Genomic DNA, 18,785 nt, shown 5'->3' with positions numbered 1-18,785 from the left:
CAATCAAGATGCGATGAAGACCAGCGCGAACAGAACCAGCGCCAGCACCTGCAGGCGCACGCGCCACCACATCAGGCGGTTGCCATATTTGGCGTTGAAATCGCCGCCCCGCGCCATGCCAAACAGGCCGACGATCAGAACGGCCAGGGTGGCAATCATGGCCAGGACCATGAGGAAGATCAGTATCGCGCTCATGCGATCTGATATAGCGCGGTGAGAGGCCGGCGCACAGGCCCAAAATCCGAAAAAGCGATGGCTGCGGCGCCGGGCCACCTCTGCTATCAAGGCGCACCCTCGCCCGCCTGGATCGCCCCCATGTCGCACAGCAAGCCCGCCCGTCAGGCCGGCATCCCCTTCATTCTGGTCACCATCTTCCTGGATGTGCTGACCTTTGGTCTGGTCATTCCCGTGGTGCCGTCGCTGGTCCGGCATTTCAGTGCCGATGATGCCCATGCCGCCTGGTGGATGGGGATGATGGTGGCCAGCTTCTCCATCATGCAGTTCGCCTTCGCGCCGGTGCTGGGGGCTTTGTCCGACCGGTTCGGCCGGCGGCCGGTCATCCTGGCCTCGGTCGCGGGGGCCGCCATTGATCAGTTGTTCATGGCCTTCGCCCCCGGTCTGGGCTGGCTGCTGGTGGCACGGCTGGTGGCCGGGCTGACGGCAGCCAATATCACGGCCGCCAATGCCTATATCGCGGATATCTCCACGGCGGAGAATCGGGCCAAAAATTTCGGGCTGGTCGGGGCCGCCTTTGGGCTGGGCTTCATTGCCGGGCCGGCGCTGGGCGGGCTGCTGGGGGAAATCCATCTGCGCCTGCCCTTCATGGTCGCCGCCGGGCTGGCGGCGGTGAATTTCCTCTATGGCTTGTTCGTGCTGCCCGAATCACTGGCCCCCGCCAACCGCCGGCCCTTCAGCTGGCGCCGGGCCAACCCGGTGGGCAGCCTGACAGCGCTGGCCAAACACCCGGCCGTGCTGGGGCTGGCAGCATCGCGCACCTGTTCGGTGCTGGCCATGGGCGTTCTGCAAACCATCTGGGTGCTGTACACCACCAAGCTGTTCAAATGGGGGGAGCTGGAAAACGGCTTGTCCCTGGCCGCCTTGGGCCTGGCCACGGCCGTGGTGCAGGGCGCTTTGATCAGCCGCATCGTCCGCCGGCTGGGGGAAACCCGCACCGCCCTGCTGGGCCTGACCATCGAGGCATTGGCCTATCTGGGCTATGGCATGGCGGGCAGCGGCGCCCTGTTCGTCGGGGCTATCCTTATCCATGCCCTGGCCGGCATCAGTTCCCCCGCCATCCAGAGCGTGGTGACACGCTCGGTCGGGGCCAATGAACAAGGGTCGGTGCAAGGTGCCTTTGCCAGCGTGCAGAGCCTGACCTTCATCTTCGCCCCCCTGATCGGGGCGGAGCTGTTCGGCCTATTCACGGCGGGCGAAAGCGCCCACAGCCTGAAAGCCGGCATTCCCTTCCTCTTCGGGGCAGGTTGCCTGCTGCTGGCCGGGCTGATTGCCATCTGGGCCTTGCGGCGGGCCGCTCCCTCCCCCATCATCGCGCGCACCGGCGAAACAGCCTGAGAAAAGCCAGAACCATGCCCAGCGGCTTCCTGCGCCATATCCAACGCTGCAACAGCCACGATATGGCAGGCTTTCGCCCCTTTCGGGTGGAAAACCATCTGGTTGGGTGGATGCGTCCGGCATTCCGTGACCGGTTACTGGCCTTCCCCGATGTTTTTAAGTCAGAGGGCGAGGGAGTAAGCCTGTCCCCCGCGCTGGACCAGCCGGACCAGCGCACCGAGGCTGTCGGTTCGGTGCTGAAACATCTGGTGGCGGATGGCGTCATCCCCCGCCTGCGCCGGGAAATGTATGGGGTGCAGACGGCATGGGGGGCGGCCCCCTTGCTGGCCATGGATCGCGCCGCCATCCCGTTTTTCGGCGTCACCGCCTATGGCGTTCATATTAACGGCTTTGTCCGCCGGGCCGATGGCATTCACCTGTGGGTCGGCAAGCGGGCCATGGATCGCGGCGTGGCCCCCGGCCAATATGATAATCTGGTCGCCGGCGGCCAGCCGCTGGGCCTGAGCTTGCAGGAAAATCTGCTGAAGGAAGCGCGGGAGGAAGCCGACCTGCCGCCAGACCTGGCCCTGCAGGCCCGGCCAGTGGGGGCCATCACCTATGTGATGGAACAGAAAAAGGGCCTGAAGCCGGACGTGTTGTTCATCTATGACCTGGAACTGCCCGCTGATTTCATCCCCCGCAATACCGATGGGGAGGTGGAACGGTTCGAACTCTGGCCGCTGGAGAAGGTGGCCGCCGGCATCGCCCAGACGGATGAGTGGAAATTCAACGTCAATCTGGTGGTGATCGACTTCCTGATCCGTCATGGCTGGCTGGGGCCGGACCATCCGGAATATCTGGATTTATGCCGGGGTTTGCGGCGATAGAATCGTTACCGGTCACGCCTGAGAAGTCAGAACTTTGATCCAGGCCCGGCTGCCGGCTTCCACCATATCCAGCACCTCCCCGAAATGGCGTCCCTCCCCATAATAGGGGTCGGGCACGTCGCGGTTGGTCAGGGGGGCTTGGGCTTCGGCCATGAACAGGGCCAGCCGCGCCGTCGATCCCGGCGGCTGCTTGCGCCGCATAATCTCCAGATGCCCGCGATCCATCGCCAGCAGCAGGTCAAACCGGTCATAATCGGCCGGCACCAGCACGCGCGCCCGCAGATCCGACAGGTCATAGCCGCGCCGGGCGGCGGCGGCGATGGAACGGTGATCCGGGCTTTCCCCGACATGATAGGCATGGGTGCCAGCACTATCGACCGACAGCCGGTCGGACAGGCCTTCCTTGTCCACCAGATGCCGGAACACGCCCTCCGCGGTGGGGGAGCGACAGATATTGCCCGTGCAAACAAACAGGATATTGATCATTTTATCGTGACCGGTAACGTTATTTCTTCGGGATTTCGTGCGCTTCAGCCGGGTTCAACATGGCATCGATCCGGCCCAGCGCACCGGCCCCGGCGCCGCTGCTGCTGGCCTCCAGCCCGCGATAAAGCGTGACCAGTTCGCGCCCCCAGTCGGTCAGGGCCGTGCCGCCGCCGCCGCTGCCCCCGGTTTGCCCGGCGACGGCGGGCTGGGTGAAGGCTCGGTTGATTTCATCCAGCAACAGCCAGGCCCGGCGATAGGACATGCCCAGCGCCCGCCCGGCGGCAGAGATGGAACCATGTTCGTCAATCGCTTCCAGCAGCCGCACCTTGCCGGGGCCCAGCCGGTGACCATTGGCGAAATCCAGACGCAGGGTAAGGCGGATCGGCATAGGGAACCGGCGGTGACGGGGCAAAGAAAAGGGGGCGGCCGAACGCCGCCCCCTTCACATAGCACAGGATAGGCAAAGGGTCAGTGGCCCGCCGCCCCTTCCTTGCGCCGGCGGCGCTTGGAGGCTGCCAGATTGAGCATTTCCACCGCCACCGAGAAGGCAATGGCGAAGTAAAGATAACCCTTGGGAATGTGGAAATGCAGCCCGTCGGCGATCAGCGCCACCCCGACCAGGATCAGGAAGCTGAGGGCCAGCATCTTCACCGTCGGGTGATTCTGCACGAAACGGCTGGTGGGGCCGGCGGCAAACAGCATGACGGCAACGGCGATGACCACGGCGGTGATCATCACCGGCAACTGGCTGGCCATGCCGACGGCGGTAATCACGCTGTCCAGGGAGAAGACGATATCCAGCACCATGATCTGCATGATCACGCCGCTGAAGGTGGCCGCCGCCCGCGCCGGCCCGCCATCTTCGGCATGGCCTTCCATCGTGTGGTGGATTTCCGCTGTGCCCTTATAGAGCAGGAACAGACCACCGAAGAGCAGGATCAGGTCACGGACCGAAATCCCCATATCAAAGACGGTAAAGATCGGGTCGGTCAGCTTGACGATCCAGGCGATGGAGGCCAGCAGCGCCAACCGGCTGATCAGGGCCAGCGCCAGACCAAACTGGCGTGCCTTGGCCTGCTGATGTTCCGGCAGCCGGTTGGCCATGATGGAGATGAAAATAATATTGTCGATGCCCAGCACGATCTCCAACGCGGTCAGCGTCAACAGGCTGGCCCAGGCATTGGGGTCGGACAACCATTCGAACATGATGTTTCCTGCCAAGGAAGGGAGGGGAGAAATTGGGTTGGTTGTGCGGGAGCTTAGCATAATGCGCAATTTTGTCGCGGGCCCCGTTGTGCAACGCCGAATGCGCCCTTTCGGCAACCATATGATTGCGCGGGGCCACGGTTGCGCTTAGCGTTTCCGGCAACCGCCCCGACCGAGAGGCCATGATGCAGCATTCCGTTTCCCGCCGTTCCTTCCTGGCAAGCAGCGCCCTGACCCTGGCGCTGGCCGGTACCATCCCCCCCGTTTTTGCCGCCGATGGCAAGGTGCTGCGCCGGGGCACCGGCCCCGCCCCCGATACGCTGGACCCCGGCAAGGCGGAACTGCATAATTCCTCCCTCATCATCTACGATCTTTATGAAGGGCTATTGACCCCCGGCCCCGACGGGGAGCCCAAGGCGGGGGCGGCAGAACGCTGGGAGGTCTCGCCCGATGGCAAGACCTATATTTTCCACCTGCGCGCCAATGGCAAATGGTCCGATGGCAGTGCCGTGACGGCGGGCGATTTCGTCTATGCCTGGCGCCGGCTGGCCGACCCGAAAACCGCCTCCCCCTATGGCTATTTCGTCTGGGTGCTGGAAAACGGGGCCGATGTGTCCGCCGGGCGCAAGCCGCTGGAGGCGCTGGGCGTCACCGCGCTGGATGACCGCACCTTGAAGGTCAGCCTGAAGGAGCCGGCCGCCTATTTCCTGGGGCAATTGTCGCACCAATCCCTGTCACCGGTGAAGCCGGGGGCGGAAGGGGCCAAGCCGGTTTCCAACGGTGCTTATCAACTGGCGGAAATGATCCCGCAGACCCATTACAAGCTGGTGCGCAACCCGCATTATTATGATGCGGCCGCCGTGAAGATCGACACCGTCTATCATTTCGTGACCGAGAATCTGGATACGGAGCTGAAACGCTTCCGCGCCGGCGAACTGGACACGACCTATAGCCTGCCGGTCACGCAGGTGAACTGGGCCCGCACGGAGGCCAAGGACGCCTATACGCCGACCCCCACCTATTCCACTTTCTATCTGGCCTTCAACCTGACGCGTGAGCCGTGGAAGTCAAACCCCAAGCTGCGCGCCGCCCTGTCGCTGGCCATTGACCGGGAGGTGATCACCGAAAAAGTGATGAATGGCGATCTGCTGCCGGCCTACAGCTTTACGCCCAGCGGCAAGGTGGCGGGCTATGAACCGCCCCAGCCGGACTGGCGCGCTAAAACACAAGCCGACCGCAACGCGATGGCCAAGAAGCTGTTCGCCGAGGCCGGTTATGGCCCTGGCGGCAAGGTGCTGCCGGAAGTGGAGGTGCTGCATTCCACCAATGAGAATTCCAAGCGCATCATGGTGGCCGTCTCCGCCATGTGGAAGCAGGTGCTGGGTGTGCAGACCAACCTGAACAACCAGGAATTCCGCGTGGTGGCCAGCATCGGCAACCAGAAGAGCTACAAGGATATCATCTATTATGGCTGGGTCGGCGATTTCCCCGATCCGATCAACTTCCTGAAACTGCTGCGCAGCGATGTGGAACAGCAGAATCTGGCGGCCTATAAGAACCCGGCCTTCGACCAGAAGCTGGATGAGGCCAATGCCAGCCTGGATCCGGCCCGCCGCGCCGCCCTGCTGGGCGAGGCGGAGCGGATGTATCAAGCGGATTTCCCGGTCGCCCCCATCATCCATAATAACCGCCGCCGGCTGGTTTCGCCCAAGGTGAAGGGCTGGCAGCCGACCCCGCTGGACCAGAACCCGTCCCGCTGGCTGGATATCGGCTAAGACCCCGTCCCCCAACCCCGGCCGGCAAGGCCGGGGAACCATCCCAAAATAACAGCGGCAGTTGTCCCGTCCCCCCAGAAAAACCCCAGTTCTTGAGTGATCCCATGCCCATGAAACGGACAATAATTGCCGCTGTCGGTCTGGCCGGCATCCTGTTGACGCAGCCGGCCACCGCAGAGATGATCTATCGCCGTGGCACCGCCGCCGCCCCCGACACGCTGGACCCCACCAAGTCGGAGATTCAGCCCGCCGCCTTCATCATCTATGATCTGTTCGAAGGGTTGTTCACCCTGGATGCCAAGGGCGGCCGTCGCAACGGCGTCGCCGCCAGCTATGAGCTGAGCACTGATGGCAAAATCTATACGTTCAAGCTGCGCGCCGATGCCAAATGGTCCGACGGCAGCCCGGTGACGGCGGCGGATTTCGTCTATGCCTGGCGCCGGCTGGCCAACCCGAAGACGGCGTCGCCCTATGGTTACTTCGTCTGGCCCATGGTGAATGGACAGGAGATCACCAGCGGTAAGAAGCCGCCGGAAAGCCTGGGCGTGGAAGCGCTGGATGATCACACCCTCAAGGTCACCCTGACCAAGCCCACCGGCTATTTCCTGGCCTCGCTGCAGCATGTGGCCCTGTTCCCGCTGCACCGGGCCAGCCTGGAAAAATATGGGGAAAGCTTCACGGCCCCCGGCCATCTGGTCAGCAATGGCGCCTATATGCTGGCCGAGAATGTGCCGCAGAGCCATATCAAGGAAGTAAAGAACCCCTATTATTACGACGCGGCCAAGGTGAAGATCGACACCGTCTTCTCCTACCCCATCGATAACCAGGAAACGGAATTCAAGAAGTTCCGCGCCGGCGAACTGGACAGCACATCCACCCTGCCCAATGCCCAGATCAAATGGGCACAGGAAAATCTGAAAGATGCCTATATCGCCGGCCCGACCTATTCCACCTATTACCTGTCGTTCAACCTGACGCACGAGCCGTGGAAATCAAACCCCAAGCTGCGCGCCGCCCTGGCGCTGGCCATCGACCGGGAGGTGATTGCCGAAAAGGTGATCGGTGGCGGGGAATTGCCGGCCTGGAGCTTCACGCCCCCCGGCAATGTCGGCGGGTATGAGCCGCCGCGCCTGCCCTGGACCAAACAGACCCAGGCCGAACGCGACGCCATGGCCAGGAAGCTGCTGGCTGAAGCCGGTTACGGCCCCGGCGGCAAGCCGCTGCCGGAAGTGGAGGTGCTGCATTACACCAGCGACAATGCCCGCAAGGTGAATGTCGCCGTGGCCGCCATGTGGAAGCAGAAGCTGGGCGTGCAGACCAACTTGAACAACCAGGAATTCCGCGTCGTCGCCAATATCGGCAATGAAAAAGCCTATAAGGACGTGCTCTATTACGCCTGGATCGGTGACTATCCGGACGCCAATTCCTTCCTGCAATTGTTCCGCAGCGACGTGGAGCAGCAGAACCTGCCCGGTTACAAGAGTGCCGATTACGACCGGTTGCTGGATGAGGCGAATATCCAGAGCGACCCGGCCAAGCGCGCCGAACTGCTGGCCAAGGCGGAAACGCTGGCCCTGGAAAGCAACAGCATCATCACCCTGCACCATAATACCCGCCGCCGGCTGGTCAGCCCCAAGCTGAAAGGCTGGGTGCCCAACCCGACGGACTTTAACCTGTCGCAATATCTGGAACTGACGCCATAAGGGCGGGGAAAGGTTGACCATTGGGTCAAGGGAGAGGGGCTTGCCTCCTTGCCCTTGACCCGTTCTGGCCCCATCAGCATCCACCTTCTACCACCGTCACCCCGGCGCAGGCCGAGGTCCAGTTTCGTAGAGCAAAGCGCCCGTGGCCCCTGGCCCCCGGCCTGCGCCGGGGTGACGGTGGCGAAATGGCCAATGTCGTCAGTCAACCCCGATGCATGGCGCAAAAAACAGCGGCGCCAGTGGAAACCCCACCCCCAACTCCACGTGAAACATTGAACCAAGCCTCAAACCCCCGTGGCCCCCAAGGCCCGGCCCAGCCGTTCCAGCGCCTCGCGCAGTTCCGGGTCTTCCACGCCGGCCGTGCTGTCATGCAGCTTGGCTTCGGCCACCGGGGAAAGCCGGCGGACCGGGGCGATGGTATAGCTTTTGGTCTTGAGAACCGGGGCGCCATGCACCAGTTTCAACCGCGCCACCGCCCGCCAGCCCATGAAGGCGTTGATCTTCTCGATGATCAACGGCTCCTCATGCTGAACCAGCAGGGCGGCGGGGCCGGTGACGCGCAGATGCAGGGTGGCATTGTCCCGCTGTGCCGCCGGGAATGCCAGTTTCAGCGGTGACGTCTGGTCCGCCAGACGGGAACCGACGATGCTGGGCCAATCGGTCAGCAGTGCGCCAAAGGCAAGCCCGTGCTTGCCAAGCGCCTTGCCGGCCACATCTTTCAAGGTGCGGCCCAGCCGCACCGGTGCGTTGCGGTAGGTTTCATTCATGGTTATCGCTTCCAAGCCCAAGGCCACCATCAAAGCAAAGCCAGCCGCCCTTGACCAGGGGCAAGGCGGGGATGGTGCCCTGCCGCCGCTGCTGCTGGCATGGTATGACCGGCACCGTCGCGTGCTGCCCTGGCGCTTTCTGGCCGGGGAGGTGGCGGACCCGTATCGGGTCTGGCTGTCGGAAATCATGCTGCAACAGACGACCGTGGCCACCGTCGGCCCCTATTTCCAGGATTTCCTGACCCGCTGGCCCCGCGTCACCGATCTGGCCGCCGCCGATCTGGATGATGTGCTGCGCGCCTGGGCCGGGCTTGGCTATTACGCGCGGGCCCGCAACCTGCATAAATGCGCCCAGGTGGTGGCGACGGAGCATGGCGGGCACTTCCCGATGGCGGAGGCCGCACTGTTGGCCCTGCCGGGCATCGGCGCCTATACGGCCGCCGCCATCCGCGCCATCGCCTTCGACCAGCCAGCCACCGCCATGGATGGCAATGTGGAACGGGTGATGGCGCGGTTATACGCCGTTACCGATCCGCTGCCGGGATCAAAGCCGATTCTGAAGGCCCATGCCGCTTCCCTGGTGCCCGACCGGCGGCCCGGTGATTATACCCAGGCCCTGTTCGATCTGGGGGCCACCATCTGCACCCCGCGCAAGCCGCGCTGCATCCTCTGCCCCTGGGCGGAACCGTGCCAGGCCCGTGCCCTGGGCATTGCCGACGAACTGCCGGCCAAACAGGCCAAGACCGCCAAACCGGTGCGCCGGGCCGTGGCCTTTGTCCTGAGCGACGCGCAAGGCCATATCGCCCTGCGCCGGCGGGAGGAACGCGGGCTGTTGGGCGGCATGATGGAGGTGCCATCGACCCCGTGGGAGGCAGCGCCCATGCCGGGAAATGCCCAGGCCCTGCCCCATGCCCCGCTGGCCGGGGTGGCATGGCAGCCGTTGCCGGGACTGGTGCGTCATACTTTTACCCATTTCGAGTTCGAGATTGCCGTCATGGCCGGCCGCATCAAGACCAGCCCGCCCGCAACGGATTTGCGCTGGGTCGCGCCCGATGCGCTGGGGGAAGAGGCATTACCGACCGTGATGCGGAAAATTCTGCGCCACGCCCTGGCCAAGGGCGGCGCCTGACCCCAGGGGAAGCCATCTTGGCCCCGACAAGACGCGCGTTTCTGACCTCCCTGGCCCTTGCCCCGGCGGCCCTGTCGCTGGCAGTGCCTGCCCGCGCCCAGGATCGCAGCCTGGGACGGGTGGATGTGGCGCTGATGCTGGCGGTCGATGCCTCGGCCAGCATCGACCCGCGCCTGCTGGATTTCCAGTTGCGCGGCCATGCCGCCGCCTTCCGCAACCCGGCCGTGGCCGGTGCCGTGGGCGATGGGCGCAACCGTGCCATCGGAGTGATGCTGGCCCAGTTCGCCGGGCCGGAATCGCTGACCACCCTGGTGCCCTGGCGTCGCCTGCACAGCCCGCAGGATTGCAGCGATTTCGCCGCCGCCATCGATGCCGTGCCCGGTGTCGCCATGGGCGGTTCCACAGCTTTGGGCGATGCGGTGGTGCAGGCCGTGGCCCTGCTGGACAAGGCACCGTTTGAAACCGAAAAGCGCACGCTGGATGTCGTCTCCAACGGCTTCAGCAATGCCGGCATCGATCCGCGCTCGGCCCGCGGCTATGCGGCGGCGGCCAATGTCGGCGTCAATGCGCTGGCCATTCTCAACGAATATGACTGGCTGGAGGATTATTATACCGACCAGCTCATTACCGGTCACGGCGCTTTCGTGCGCAGCGCCGATACGCTGGACTCCTTCGCCGCCTCTTTCCTGGGCAAGCTGGTGACGGAGATTGCCTGATTACCCCTTGGCATCCCCCAGCAACCCGCGCAGCCGGTAAAGTTCCTCCAGTGCCTGACGCGGCGTCAGCTCATCCGGGTTCACGGCGCGCAGGGCCTCTTCCACCGCTGACGGTTCGGCCGCTGTGATCACCGGGGCCGGCGCGGGGCGCATGTTGAGGGCGGCAAACAATGGCAGATCATCAGCCAGCCGGGCCGCCGCACTGGCCTGATCCCCCTTCTCCAGGATTTTCAGCACCTGTTCGGCCCGCTGGATCACCGCCGGGGGCAGGCCCGCCAGCCGGGCGACATGGATGCCATAGGAACGGTCGGCGGCACCGGCCGCCACCTCATGCAGGAACACCACCTCGCCCCGCCATTCCTTGATCCGCATCGTGTGGCAGGAAAGCTCGGCCAGCTTGGCGGCCAGCGCCGTCAATTCATGATAATGGGTGGCGAACAGGCCCCGGCAGCGCGCCACCTCATGCAGATGTTCCACACAGGCCCAGGCGATGGAAAGCCCGTCAAAGGTGGCCGTGCCGCGCCCGATCTCGTCCAAAATCACCAGCGACCGGCGGGTCGCCTGGTTCAGGATGGTGGCCGTCTCCACCATCTCCACCATGAAGGTGGAGCGGCCGCGCGCCAGATCGTCCGCCGCCCCCACACGGCTGAACAGCTTGTCCACCACGCCGATATGGGCGCTGGCCGCGGGCACATAGGCCCCCATCTGGGCCAGAACGGCGATCAGCGCATTCTGGCGCAGGAAGGTGGATTTACCGGCCATATTGGGACCGGTCAGCAGCCATAGGCGCTGGCCGGGCGACAGGCCGCAATCATTGGCGACAAAGGCCCCGCCGCCCTGTTCGGCCAGCGCCTCTTCCACCACCGGATGCCGGCCGCCACTGATCTCAAAGGTCAGGTCGTCGCTCAGATGCGGGCGGCACCAGTTTCGGTCCACCGCCAGCTCGGCCAGGGCTGCCGTCACATCCAGCGTGGCGAGCGCGCGGGCGGTGGCGGCGATGAAATCGGCCTTGGCCACCACCTCGGCCACCAGCTTGGCAAACAGGTCCAGTTCCAGCGCCAGCGCCCGGTCACCGGCCTCCGCCACCTTGCGTTCCAGTTCCGACAGGGCCACGGTGGTGAAGCGTACCGCCCCCGCCATGGTCTGGCGGTGGATGAAATCGGCCCGGTGCTTTTCCGACATCAGCTTGTCGGCATGGGTGGCCGTAACCTCGATATAATAGCCCAGCACGTTATTGTGCCGAATCTTCAGGGACTGGATGCCCGTCTGGTCGGCATATTGCGCCTGCAGCCCGGCAATATGGCGGCGGCTGTCGTCGCGCAGCCCCTTCAATTCATCCAGCGGGGCGGAATATCCCGCCGCGATGAAACCGCCGTCGCGGGCCAGCAGCGGCAGTTCCGGCCCCAATGCCTGGGACAGCAGGTCGATCAGCGCGTCATGATCGGCCCCGGTTCCCCCCAACAGCCCATCGGCGACGCGGGCCAGACCTTCCGGCAGCGGCCCGGCATCGCCATAGGCCAACCGCCCCCGGATGGCCACGGCGCGGGCCAGACCGTCACGGATATTGGCCAGATCGCGCGGGCTGCCACGATCCAGCGTCAAGCGTGACAGGGCACGCTCCATATCGGGTGTCTGGCCCAGTTCGGCGCGGATATCCAGGCGAAGATGCGATTGTTCGACCAGCAGCGACACCATGTCCAGCCGGCGGGCGATGCGTGCCGGATCGGTCAACGGCGCTGAAAGCCGGGCGGAAAGCAGGCGTGCACCGGAACCGGTCACGGTTCGATCGATGGCGGCCAGCAGGCTGCCGCGCCGATCGCCCGTCATGGTGCGGGTCAGTTCCAGGTTGCGGCGGGTGGCGGGATCGATTTCCAGCACCTGCCCCGCCGCCTGCCGGCGCGGCGTGTCAAAGCGCGGCAACCGGCCTTTCTGGGTCAGTTCGACATAATCGACCAGGGCGCCGGCGGCGGCCACCTCGGCCCGGGTGAAGGCGCCGAACGCATCCAGCGTGCCGACGCCATAGAGCGATAACAGGCGCTGGCGGCCATTTTCGCTGTCGAACCGTGCATTGGGCTGGATGGTCAGCCGGTTGCGCCATTCCGCCCAGACGGGTTCCAGTTCGTCCGCCTGGGACAGCCGTTCGGGCAACAGCACCTCCCCCGGTGCCAGCCTTGCCAGGGCGGCCCCCAGCCCGGCGCGTTCCACCGGGGCCAGGGTCAGCTCGCCCGTGGACAGGTCCAGCCAGGCCAGCCCGGCCTCGCCACCGGCCTCGGCCAGGGCGGCCAGATAATTGTTGGACCGTGCATCCAGCAACCCATCCTCGGTAATGGTGCCGGGGGTGACGACGCGCACCACCTCCCGCCGGACAACGGATTTGGAGCCGCGCTTCTTCGCCTCTGCCGGGTCTTCCGTCTGTTCGCAGATGGCGACGCGGAAACCCTGGCGGATCAGCCGCAGCAGATATTGTTCATGGGAATGCACCGGCACGCCGCACATGGGGATTTCCTCCCCCTGATGCTGGCCGCGCTTGGTGAGCGTGATGTCGAGCGCTGCCGATGCCTGCACGGCATCGTCAAAGAACAGCTCGTAAAAATCGCCCATGCGATAAAAGAGCAGCGAACCCGGATGCTGCCCCTTGATGTCCAGATACTGGGTCATCATCGGGGAAACGGGGCTGGCGGCGGCGGGGGCGGCTGGGCTGGTCTGTCGCACTTGGGGTCTGGGTCCGTCGGATGCCGGGGCGGAAAGGCGCCAACCTAGCACCGCAGACGGGCCCGCTTCAAACCTCCAGGCGGTGGGCGCTGAATTCCACCAGACTGGGCGCCACGGGGCGGGGCCGCCGCCCTGTACCGGGAAGCGGTAGCCCCCCCAGGGCAACGCAACCGCAGATCAGCTTGTCGATATGGTCGCCATCGCCGGACAAAGGCAGTATCACGCCCTGCATCACCAGCCGGGTGCGCGGTCCGGCCAGCGTGGCCTGCACCAGCATCGGCGCCCGCTGGTCACAGGCATGGCGCAGCCAGGACAGCAGGGTCAGTTCCAGCGGCTGGGTGGAATCATGATCCAGCAGCAGCCCGGTCAAGGGGCGGCCGCAGATAGCCTCCAACCCTGTTCCGGCCAATCTTGTCTGAAAACCGTGATCGGTCACATCCAGGATGGACAGCCATGGCAAAAGATCCGGAATATCTACCGGGTCCAATGCGGCACGCGGCGGGGCGATCCGGTCACCCCGCCGCGCGCGCCAATAATCCACCAGCTGGCGCAGCCGGTTGTCCGGCAGGTCGGCCAAGGCCGTATCCGTTCTCTGCACCATTGCCGCCAAACCCAAGATGAAACCCCGCGCCATTGCCGCCCTGCGGCCTTCCTGGGGACAGTCTGGAACGCCATCCGTAAAGATTTGCTTAGCCGACCCTAACCTTTCGCATAAGGCAGACCGAATAGCGGTCGCAGCAGGGGGACACGGCGGATGATTTCATAACAACCCAGGCAGGTAGCAAGGGTAACCGCCACCAAGGCGGCAAATTCCCACCCCGCTGGCAGCCCCAGCTTTTTCAGCCCATGCCCGGCACAGACAATCACGGTCTGATGCAGGATGTAGAAGGGGAAGACCCCGCGTGACAAATAGGGGAGAATCGGCGGACGCCGGTCCAGATGCCGCCGGGCAAAGCCCAGGATGGCCAGAATGAAGCCCCATTGCTGGGCGGCATAGACGCACCGCATGGCGGCGCGCAGGGTCTCTGGTGGGTCGCGGTCGGCATAGGTTGCGTAATAGAGCTGCAAACCGGCATAGGCGGCGAGGCCAAGGGCCAGGGCCGGCCAGCGCAACTGTTGCGCATTCTCCCAAACGCCGGTCCGGCGGGCGAGGACAAAGCCGAACAGGAAGGCCGAGAATGACAGGGCATGATTGTACCAGTCATCTACCAGCGCATGGGTGATCGGGAAGATCGGCGCCAGCCCCAGGCGCAGCCCTGCCAGCACCAACCAGGGAAGGAACAACAGCAACGCCCCCTCCGTCCAGCGAAGAAACGGATTTAAACGTGACCAGTCACGGTTTATGATCAATATCGCGTCAAGGATCAGCGTATAGACCAGCAGATAGGCCACGAACCAGAGATGGTTCCAGGTCGGCAGGATCAGGCAGTCACCATCCCGGCAGAAGCCCTGATAGAATGTCAGATACTGGCCCCAGAACTGCCAATAGCTGCCGGGATAGGCGATCTTCTCCACCACCTCGACATAGGATTGCGGTGGCACCACCACGGCCATCCCGAACAGCAGCGGGATGCCCAGCCGCGTCAAGCGTGACCGGGCCAGTTTTCCAGGCAACAATCGGTCGGCCATGAAGCGGGTGGCGATGCCGGAGACCAGAAACAGCAGGGTCAGCCGCCAGGGGCTGGACAGCATCATCAGCGGTTCGGCCCAGGGGCTGGCATGGTCGCTTTTGGCGTGCCAGTCCCAACTCACATAGAACATGCCGATATGGTAGAAGATCAACAGGCCGAACGCCCCCACCCGGACCCAATCCAGGAAATCCAGCCGGGTGGGGGCGCCATCAAAAACGGGGGCGGGTGAAGGTGCGGTTGCCATGGTCATCGCAAGGGTCTGGTGTGGTTGCCGATGGCCCTGACTGGCGCGGCAACGCCCCTGCCGGCAAGGCTGACGGGATGCCGGGCACTGCGGCGGTGATGGCAGGGACAGGCGGCACCCGCTGGGGGACGGGCGGCAACCCGTTCCGCCCCCGCCCCTATCTGCTGCTGGCCCTGTTGATCCTGCTCTCCAACAGCTTCAACGTGATGACGGCGGTGCAGGAAGGGGAATGGGCCGGCAAGCCGCTTTCCTGGTGGTTTATCGCCATGCTGGAAGGCAGCAGCGGCATCATGATCCTGGCCACCAGCATCCTGCCGGCCCTGGCGCTGGCGCGGGCACCGCTGTCAGCGCCCTGGGGGCGGCAGGCACTGGCCCATCTGCCGGCCTTGCTGCTGTTTTCCACCCTGCATGTGGTGGGAATGGCGGGTTTGCGGGAACTCTGTTCCTGGCTGTTCGACCTGAATTACCATTTCCGCCTGTCGCCTGACGTGATGCTCTATGAATTCCGCAAGGATGCCATCACCTATATCGTCTTCGCGGCGATCTTCGTGGCGACAGGTTTGGGACGTGTCAGGCCAGAAACTGACACAGGAATGCCGTCACCGGTCACGACATATGCGCCCACTCCTATAGCGCCAGCCCAATTTGATATCCGTGACGGGGCGCGGCTGTGGCGGGTGCCGGTGGTCGATATTCTGGCCGTGCGGTCGGCCGGAAATTATGCGGAATTTCTGCTGGCCGATGGCCGCGCCCTGCTGATGCGGGCCACCCTGACCCAGGTGCTGGCCGACCTGTCGCCCCATGGCCTGGTACGACCGCATCGGTCCTGGTTGGTGAACCCGGCCCATGTGCGGGCGGTGCTGCCGGATGGTTCCGGCGACTACAGCCTCACCCTCTCCGACAGCCGCACCATCCCCGCTTCCCGCCGCTATCCGGCGGCGCTTGCAACGCTGCGGGGAGGATGAAAAAACGGCGCCGGCTGTGCAGGCCGGCGCCATCTTATTTCAGGCAATCATCCGTTGCCCAACAATCAGCCCAAGCCGCGCTCAACAAAGCTGGCCATGCGGCGGGCAAACGCCACCGGGTCGGGCAAGGTTTCGCCCTCCACGATGCGGGCCTGATCCAACAACAGATAGGCGGCATCCTCCAGCGCGTCCGCCGCCCCATCCTGCCCGGCCTTTTCTGCCAGTCGGCGGATCAGCGCATGGCTTGGGTTCAACTCCAGCACCCGCTTGGCGCTGGCATCGGCCCCCAACTGGCCATGCTGCTTCAACAGGCGCTGCAGGTGGATATCCATGTCGCCATCATCGGCCACCAGACAGACGGCACTGTCGGTCAGCCGCTCCGACCGGCGGACATCCTTCACCGCCTCGCCCAGCGTCAGTTTCAGCAGGGCGATCAGGGAAGACAGATCGCCTTCTGCCGGCTTTTCCGCCTCGTCCTTCTTTTCCTCGCCGTCCGTGCCCTTGATCTTGGACAGGTCGGCCCCGCCACGGGTGACGGACTTGAAGGCCTTGCCCTGGGCTTCCCGCACGGAACCCAGCCAGAATTCATCCACCGGGTCGGTCAGCAGCATCACCTCCACGCCCTTGGCGCGGAAGCCTTCGATCTGCGGGCTCTTGGCCAGGGCGGCTGCATCCTCACCGGTGATGTAATAGAGGGCGTCCTGGCCTTCCTTCATCCGCCCGATATAGGTTTCCAGGCTCACCAGCTCGCCATTGCTGGCGGTGGTGCGGAAGCGCAGCAGCTTCAGCAGATCGTCGCGGTGGGTGAAGTCCTCATAGAGGCCTTCCTTCAGCACCGGGCCGAAGGCATCCCAGAAACGGGCATATTCGGCGGCCTGTTCGGGATCGGCGGCCTTCTTGTTCAGGTCGCCCAGCACGCGCTTGACGATGCCGGCCTTCAGCTTGGCCAGCACCGGATTGTGCTGCAACATCTCGCGGCTGACATTCAGCGGCAGGTCTTCGCTGTCCACCACGCCGCGCAGGAAGCGCAGATAGGGCGGCACCAGCCCTTCCGCCTCATCCGTGATGAAGACGCGGCGGACATAGAGCTTCACATGATGGGCGCGGCGCGGGTCGAACAGGTCGAATGGGCGCTGCTGCGGCACGAACAGCAGCCCGGTATATTCGATCACCCCTTCGGCACGCCAATGCAGGGTCAGCCACGGATCATCGAAGCTGTGGCCGACATGGTGATAGAATTCCTTATACTGCTCTTCGCTGATCTCCGACTTCGACCGGGTCCAGAGCGCGCTGGCAGCATTGACCGAATCCGCCTCTTCGCCCAGCAGGATGGGCACGGCGATATGGTCGGAATATTTCTTCACCACCGACCGCAGCCGGTGTTCATCCAGGAAATCCTTTTCGTCCGCCTTCACATGCAGCACGATGCGGGTGCCACGGGCCGGCGCATCGGCGCTCTCGGCCACGGTGAAGCTGCCCTTGCCATCGCTGCTCCACAGCCAGCCATGCTTTTCACCGGCACGGGTGGAATAGACATCCACCTTGTCGGCGATCATGAAGGCGGAATAGAAGCCGACGCCGAACTGGCCGATCAGGCTGACATCCTTCTTGGCATCGCCCGACAGGTTCTTGACAAAGGCGGAGGTGCCGGACCGGGCAATGGTGCCCAGATTATCCACCAGATCCTGCCGGTTCATGCCGATACCATTATCGGTCACGGTCAGCGTGCCGGCATCCTTGTCGATCACCAGACGGATCTTGAAATCAGGGTCGCCTTCCATCAGCGCCGCATCGGTTTGTGCTGCATAGCGCAGCTTGTCGCAGGCGTCCGATGCGTTGGAGATCAATTCCCGCAGGAAGACTTCCTTGTCCGAGTAGAGGCTGTGGGCCACCATGTCCAGCAGGCGGCTGACCTCGGCCTGGAAACTAAGCCGTTCCTCGCTCATCGCTTCTCGTCTCTCATCATGTGGTCATGCAACAGGCGGCCGGAATGGGCCGCAGCCGGGTGTCGATATGGGACAGCCGGGCGTGCAGCGCAAGGGGTTTGGCACAACCGTTGGGGCTATTTAGCGCGGGAAACCTTGATCAGCGCCTTGATGCCTTCGATGCGCAGGTTATAGCTGCCCAGGATGGCTTTCTCGACCGTCACCTTGCGACCGGGCTTCACGCCATAGAGGGTCTGCGTCACCACCTGCTGCCAGACCTGACCATTATCCAGGGTGAAGACCCAGCGGCCGGGGCTGCGTTCATAGGCATCCTTCAAGGTGGCGGTGATGGTTTCCACATCCTCCGCCATGGCGGCCGGCTTGTCTTCTTTGCTCAGCCGCCCGGCCCCGAAACGCTGTTCCGGTGGCACCGGTGGTGCGGCGGGGGTGGGCGGGGCAACCGTGACAGCCTGTGGCGGCAGGGCGCGAAGGCCTGGGACGGTGCGGTCATAGCAGGCCAGCCGGGCGGTATCATCACGCACTTCCGCGCATTTCAGCACATCGGCGGGTGTAGCGTTGGCAAGGCTGCCCAGCAGCAGCGTGGCAAGCGACAGCGGAGCAATGACGGCAGCGCGCATGAAACCCCATCCTTGATAACGGCAGGCCGGCACCCCGGCACAGGCCCTTTAACCATCGTCTCTACGCTGAAGCGGCCGCTTTCTCAATCTCATCGACACTGAAATGGAAAAGGCGCGTCCAGCCGGTGCCGGACGCGCCCCTTATCACGTGCTTCCCGCCGACCAGGGCCGGCTTGGGAAATCAGCCCACCAGCTCGACCGAATAATTCTCGATCACGGTGTTGGCCAGCAGCTTGCGGCACATTTCCTCAATCTGGGCCTTGGCCTTGACCGGGTCGGTCTCCGCCACGTCCAGTTCGATCAGCTTGCCCTGGCGAACTTCGCCCACGCCGTCGAAACCCAGATTGGTCAGCGCATGGCCAATGGCCTTGCCCTGGGGGTCCAGCACGCCGTTCTTCAGGGTGACGATGACTTTGGCCTTCATGGGGGCACCCGCTGTCTTGAGGCAGA

Annotated in this window: 18 protein-coding genes; 7 read left to right on the top strand and 11 right to left on the bottom strand. The window is 64.2% G+C overall.

Going from position 1 to position 18,785, the window contains the following annotated elements:
* Positions 1-3: 3 nt before the first annotated feature.
* Positions 4-195 (bottom strand): twin transmembrane helix small protein, encoded by a 192-nt coding sequence (locus CHB97_RS00355; RefSeq protein WP_089285956.1) that lies wholly within the window; start codon positions 193-195, stop codon positions 4-6.
* Positions 196-315: 120 nt separating this feature from the next.
* On the opposite strand from CHB97_RS00355, the gene CHB97_RS00350 reads away from it, so the two are divergent.
* A complete protein-coding gene (locus CHB97_RS00350; protein ID WP_200819758.1) occupies positions 316-1,572 on the top strand; it encodes a TCR/Tet family MFS transporter in 1,257 nt (418 codons plus the stop codon).
* A gap of 14 nt (positions 1,573-1,586) precedes the next feature.
* The gene (locus tag CHB97_RS00345; RefSeq protein WP_089285954.1) at positions 1,587-2,438 is read left to right on the top strand and encodes a DUF4743 domain-containing protein; all 852 of its coding nucleotides are present in this window, start codon (positions 1,587-1,589) and stop codon (positions 2,436-2,438) included.
* Positions 2,439-2,450: 12 nt separating this feature from the next.
* On the opposite strand, the gene CHB97_RS00340 is transcribed toward CHB97_RS00345, so the two are convergent.
* The 3 genes from CHB97_RS00340 to CHB97_RS00330 all read right to left on the bottom strand — a co-directional run bounded on the left by CHB97_RS00340 (position 2,451) and on the right by CHB97_RS00330 (position 4,130).
* The gene (locus CHB97_RS00340) at positions 2,451-2,924 is read right to left on the bottom strand and encodes a low molecular weight protein-tyrosine-phosphatase (protein WP_089285953.1); all 474 of its coding nucleotides are present in this window, start codon (positions 2,922-2,924) and stop codon (positions 2,451-2,453) included.
* Between the two features lie 19 nt (positions 2,925-2,943).
* Entirely contained in the window at positions 2,944-3,312 is a 369-nt protein-coding gene (locus tag CHB97_RS00335; RefSeq protein ID WP_089285952.1) for a winged helix-turn-helix domain-containing protein, read from the bottom strand.
* Between the two features lie 80 nt (positions 3,313-3,392).
* Entirely contained in the window at positions 3,393-4,130 is a 738-nt protein-coding gene (locus CHB97_RS00330; protein ID WP_089285951.1) for a TerC family protein, read from the bottom strand.
* A 182-nt stretch (positions 4,131-4,312) separates the two neighbouring features.
* On the opposite strand from CHB97_RS00330, the gene CHB97_RS00325 reads away from it, so the two are divergent.
* On the top strand, positions 4,313-5,905 hold the full coding sequence (locus CHB97_RS00325) for a peptide ABC transporter substrate-binding protein (protein ID WP_089285950.1): 1,593 nt from the start codon (positions 4,313-4,315) through the stop codon (positions 5,903-5,905).
* 104 nt (positions 5,906-6,009) lie between these two features.
* A complete protein-coding gene (locus tag CHB97_RS00320; protein ID WP_089285949.1) occupies positions 6,010-7,608 on the top strand; it encodes a peptide ABC transporter substrate-binding protein in 1,599 nt (532 codons plus the stop codon).
* 284 nt (positions 7,609-7,892) lie between these two features.
* Here CHB97_RS00320 and CHB97_RS00315 read toward each other — a convergent pair whose 3' ends face one another.
* Positions 7,893-8,375 (bottom strand): DUF721 domain-containing protein, encoded by a 483-nt coding sequence (locus tag CHB97_RS00315; protein ID WP_089285948.1) that lies wholly within the window; start codon positions 8,373-8,375, stop codon positions 7,893-7,895.
* Between CHB97_RS00315 and mutY the strand changes: the two genes are divergently transcribed.
* A complete protein-coding gene (mutY, locus tag CHB97_RS00310) occupies positions 8,374-9,504 on the top strand; it encodes an A/G-specific adenine glycosylase (RefSeq protein WP_089285947.1) in 1,131 nt (376 codons plus the stop codon). The two genes, CHB97_RS00315 and mutY, sit on opposite strands and share 2 nt — an antisense overlap.
* 17 nt (positions 9,505-9,521) lie before the next feature.
* Positions 9,522-10,220, top strand: a complete 699-nt coding sequence (locus tag CHB97_RS00305; protein ID WP_089285946.1) for a DUF1194 domain-containing protein — start codon at positions 9,522-9,524, stop codon at positions 10,218-10,220.
* On the opposite strand, the gene mutS is transcribed toward CHB97_RS00305, so the two are convergent.
* From mutS to CHB97_RS00290, 3 genes are all read right to left on the bottom strand, one after another.
* Positions 10,221-12,881, bottom strand: coding sequence for a DNA mismatch repair protein MutS (gene mutS / locus CHB97_RS00300; protein ID WP_089285945.1), 2,661 nt, complete (start codon positions 12,879-12,881; stop codon positions 10,221-10,223). It lies immediately after the preceding gene.
* Between the two features lie 118 nt (positions 12,882-12,999).
* Positions 13,000-13,533 (bottom strand): PAS domain-containing protein, encoded by a 534-nt coding sequence (locus CHB97_RS00295; protein WP_160105427.1) that lies wholly within the window; start codon positions 13,531-13,533, stop codon positions 13,000-13,002.
* Between the two features lie 98 nt (positions 13,534-13,631).
* Positions 13,632-14,813, bottom strand: a complete 1,182-nt coding sequence (locus tag CHB97_RS00290) for an acyltransferase family protein (protein WP_200819757.1) — start codon at positions 14,811-14,813, stop codon at positions 13,632-13,634.
* Positions 14,814-14,827: 14 nt separating this feature from the next.
* Between CHB97_RS00290 and CHB97_RS00285 the strand changes: the two genes are divergently transcribed.
* A complete protein-coding gene (locus CHB97_RS00285) occupies positions 14,828-15,772 on the top strand; it encodes a LytTR family DNA-binding domain-containing protein (RefSeq protein ID WP_089285943.1) in 945 nt (314 codons plus the stop codon).
* A gap of 65 nt (positions 15,773-15,837) precedes the next feature.
* Here the strand turns inward: CHB97_RS00285 and htpG are convergent, their stop codons facing one another.
* From htpG to purS, 3 genes are all read right to left on the bottom strand, one after another.
* Positions 15,838-17,718 (bottom strand): molecular chaperone HtpG, encoded by a 1,881-nt coding sequence (gene htpG / locus CHB97_RS00280; protein WP_089285942.1) that lies wholly within the window; start codon positions 17,716-17,718, stop codon positions 15,838-15,840.
* Between the two features lie 116 nt (positions 17,719-17,834).
* On the bottom strand, positions 17,835-18,335 hold the full coding sequence (locus tag CHB97_RS00275) for a hypothetical protein (protein ID WP_089285941.1): 501 nt from the start codon (positions 18,333-18,335) through the stop codon (positions 17,835-17,837).
* A 181-nt stretch (positions 18,336-18,516) separates the two neighbouring features.
* Positions 18,517-18,759, bottom strand: coding sequence for a phosphoribosylformylglycinamidine synthase subunit PurS (purS, locus tag CHB97_RS00270; protein WP_089285940.1), 243 nt, complete (start codon positions 18,757-18,759; stop codon positions 18,517-18,519).
* Between the last annotated feature and the right edge of the window lie 26 nt (positions 18,760-18,785).

The sequence above is a fragment of the Azospirillum sp. RU38E genome (assembly GCF_900188385.1).
In the GTDB taxonomy this organism is placed as follows: domain Bacteria; phylum Pseudomonadota; class Alphaproteobacteria; order Azospirillales; family Azospirillaceae; genus Niveispirillum.
This window is presented reverse-complemented; position numbering and strand designations above follow the sequence as displayed.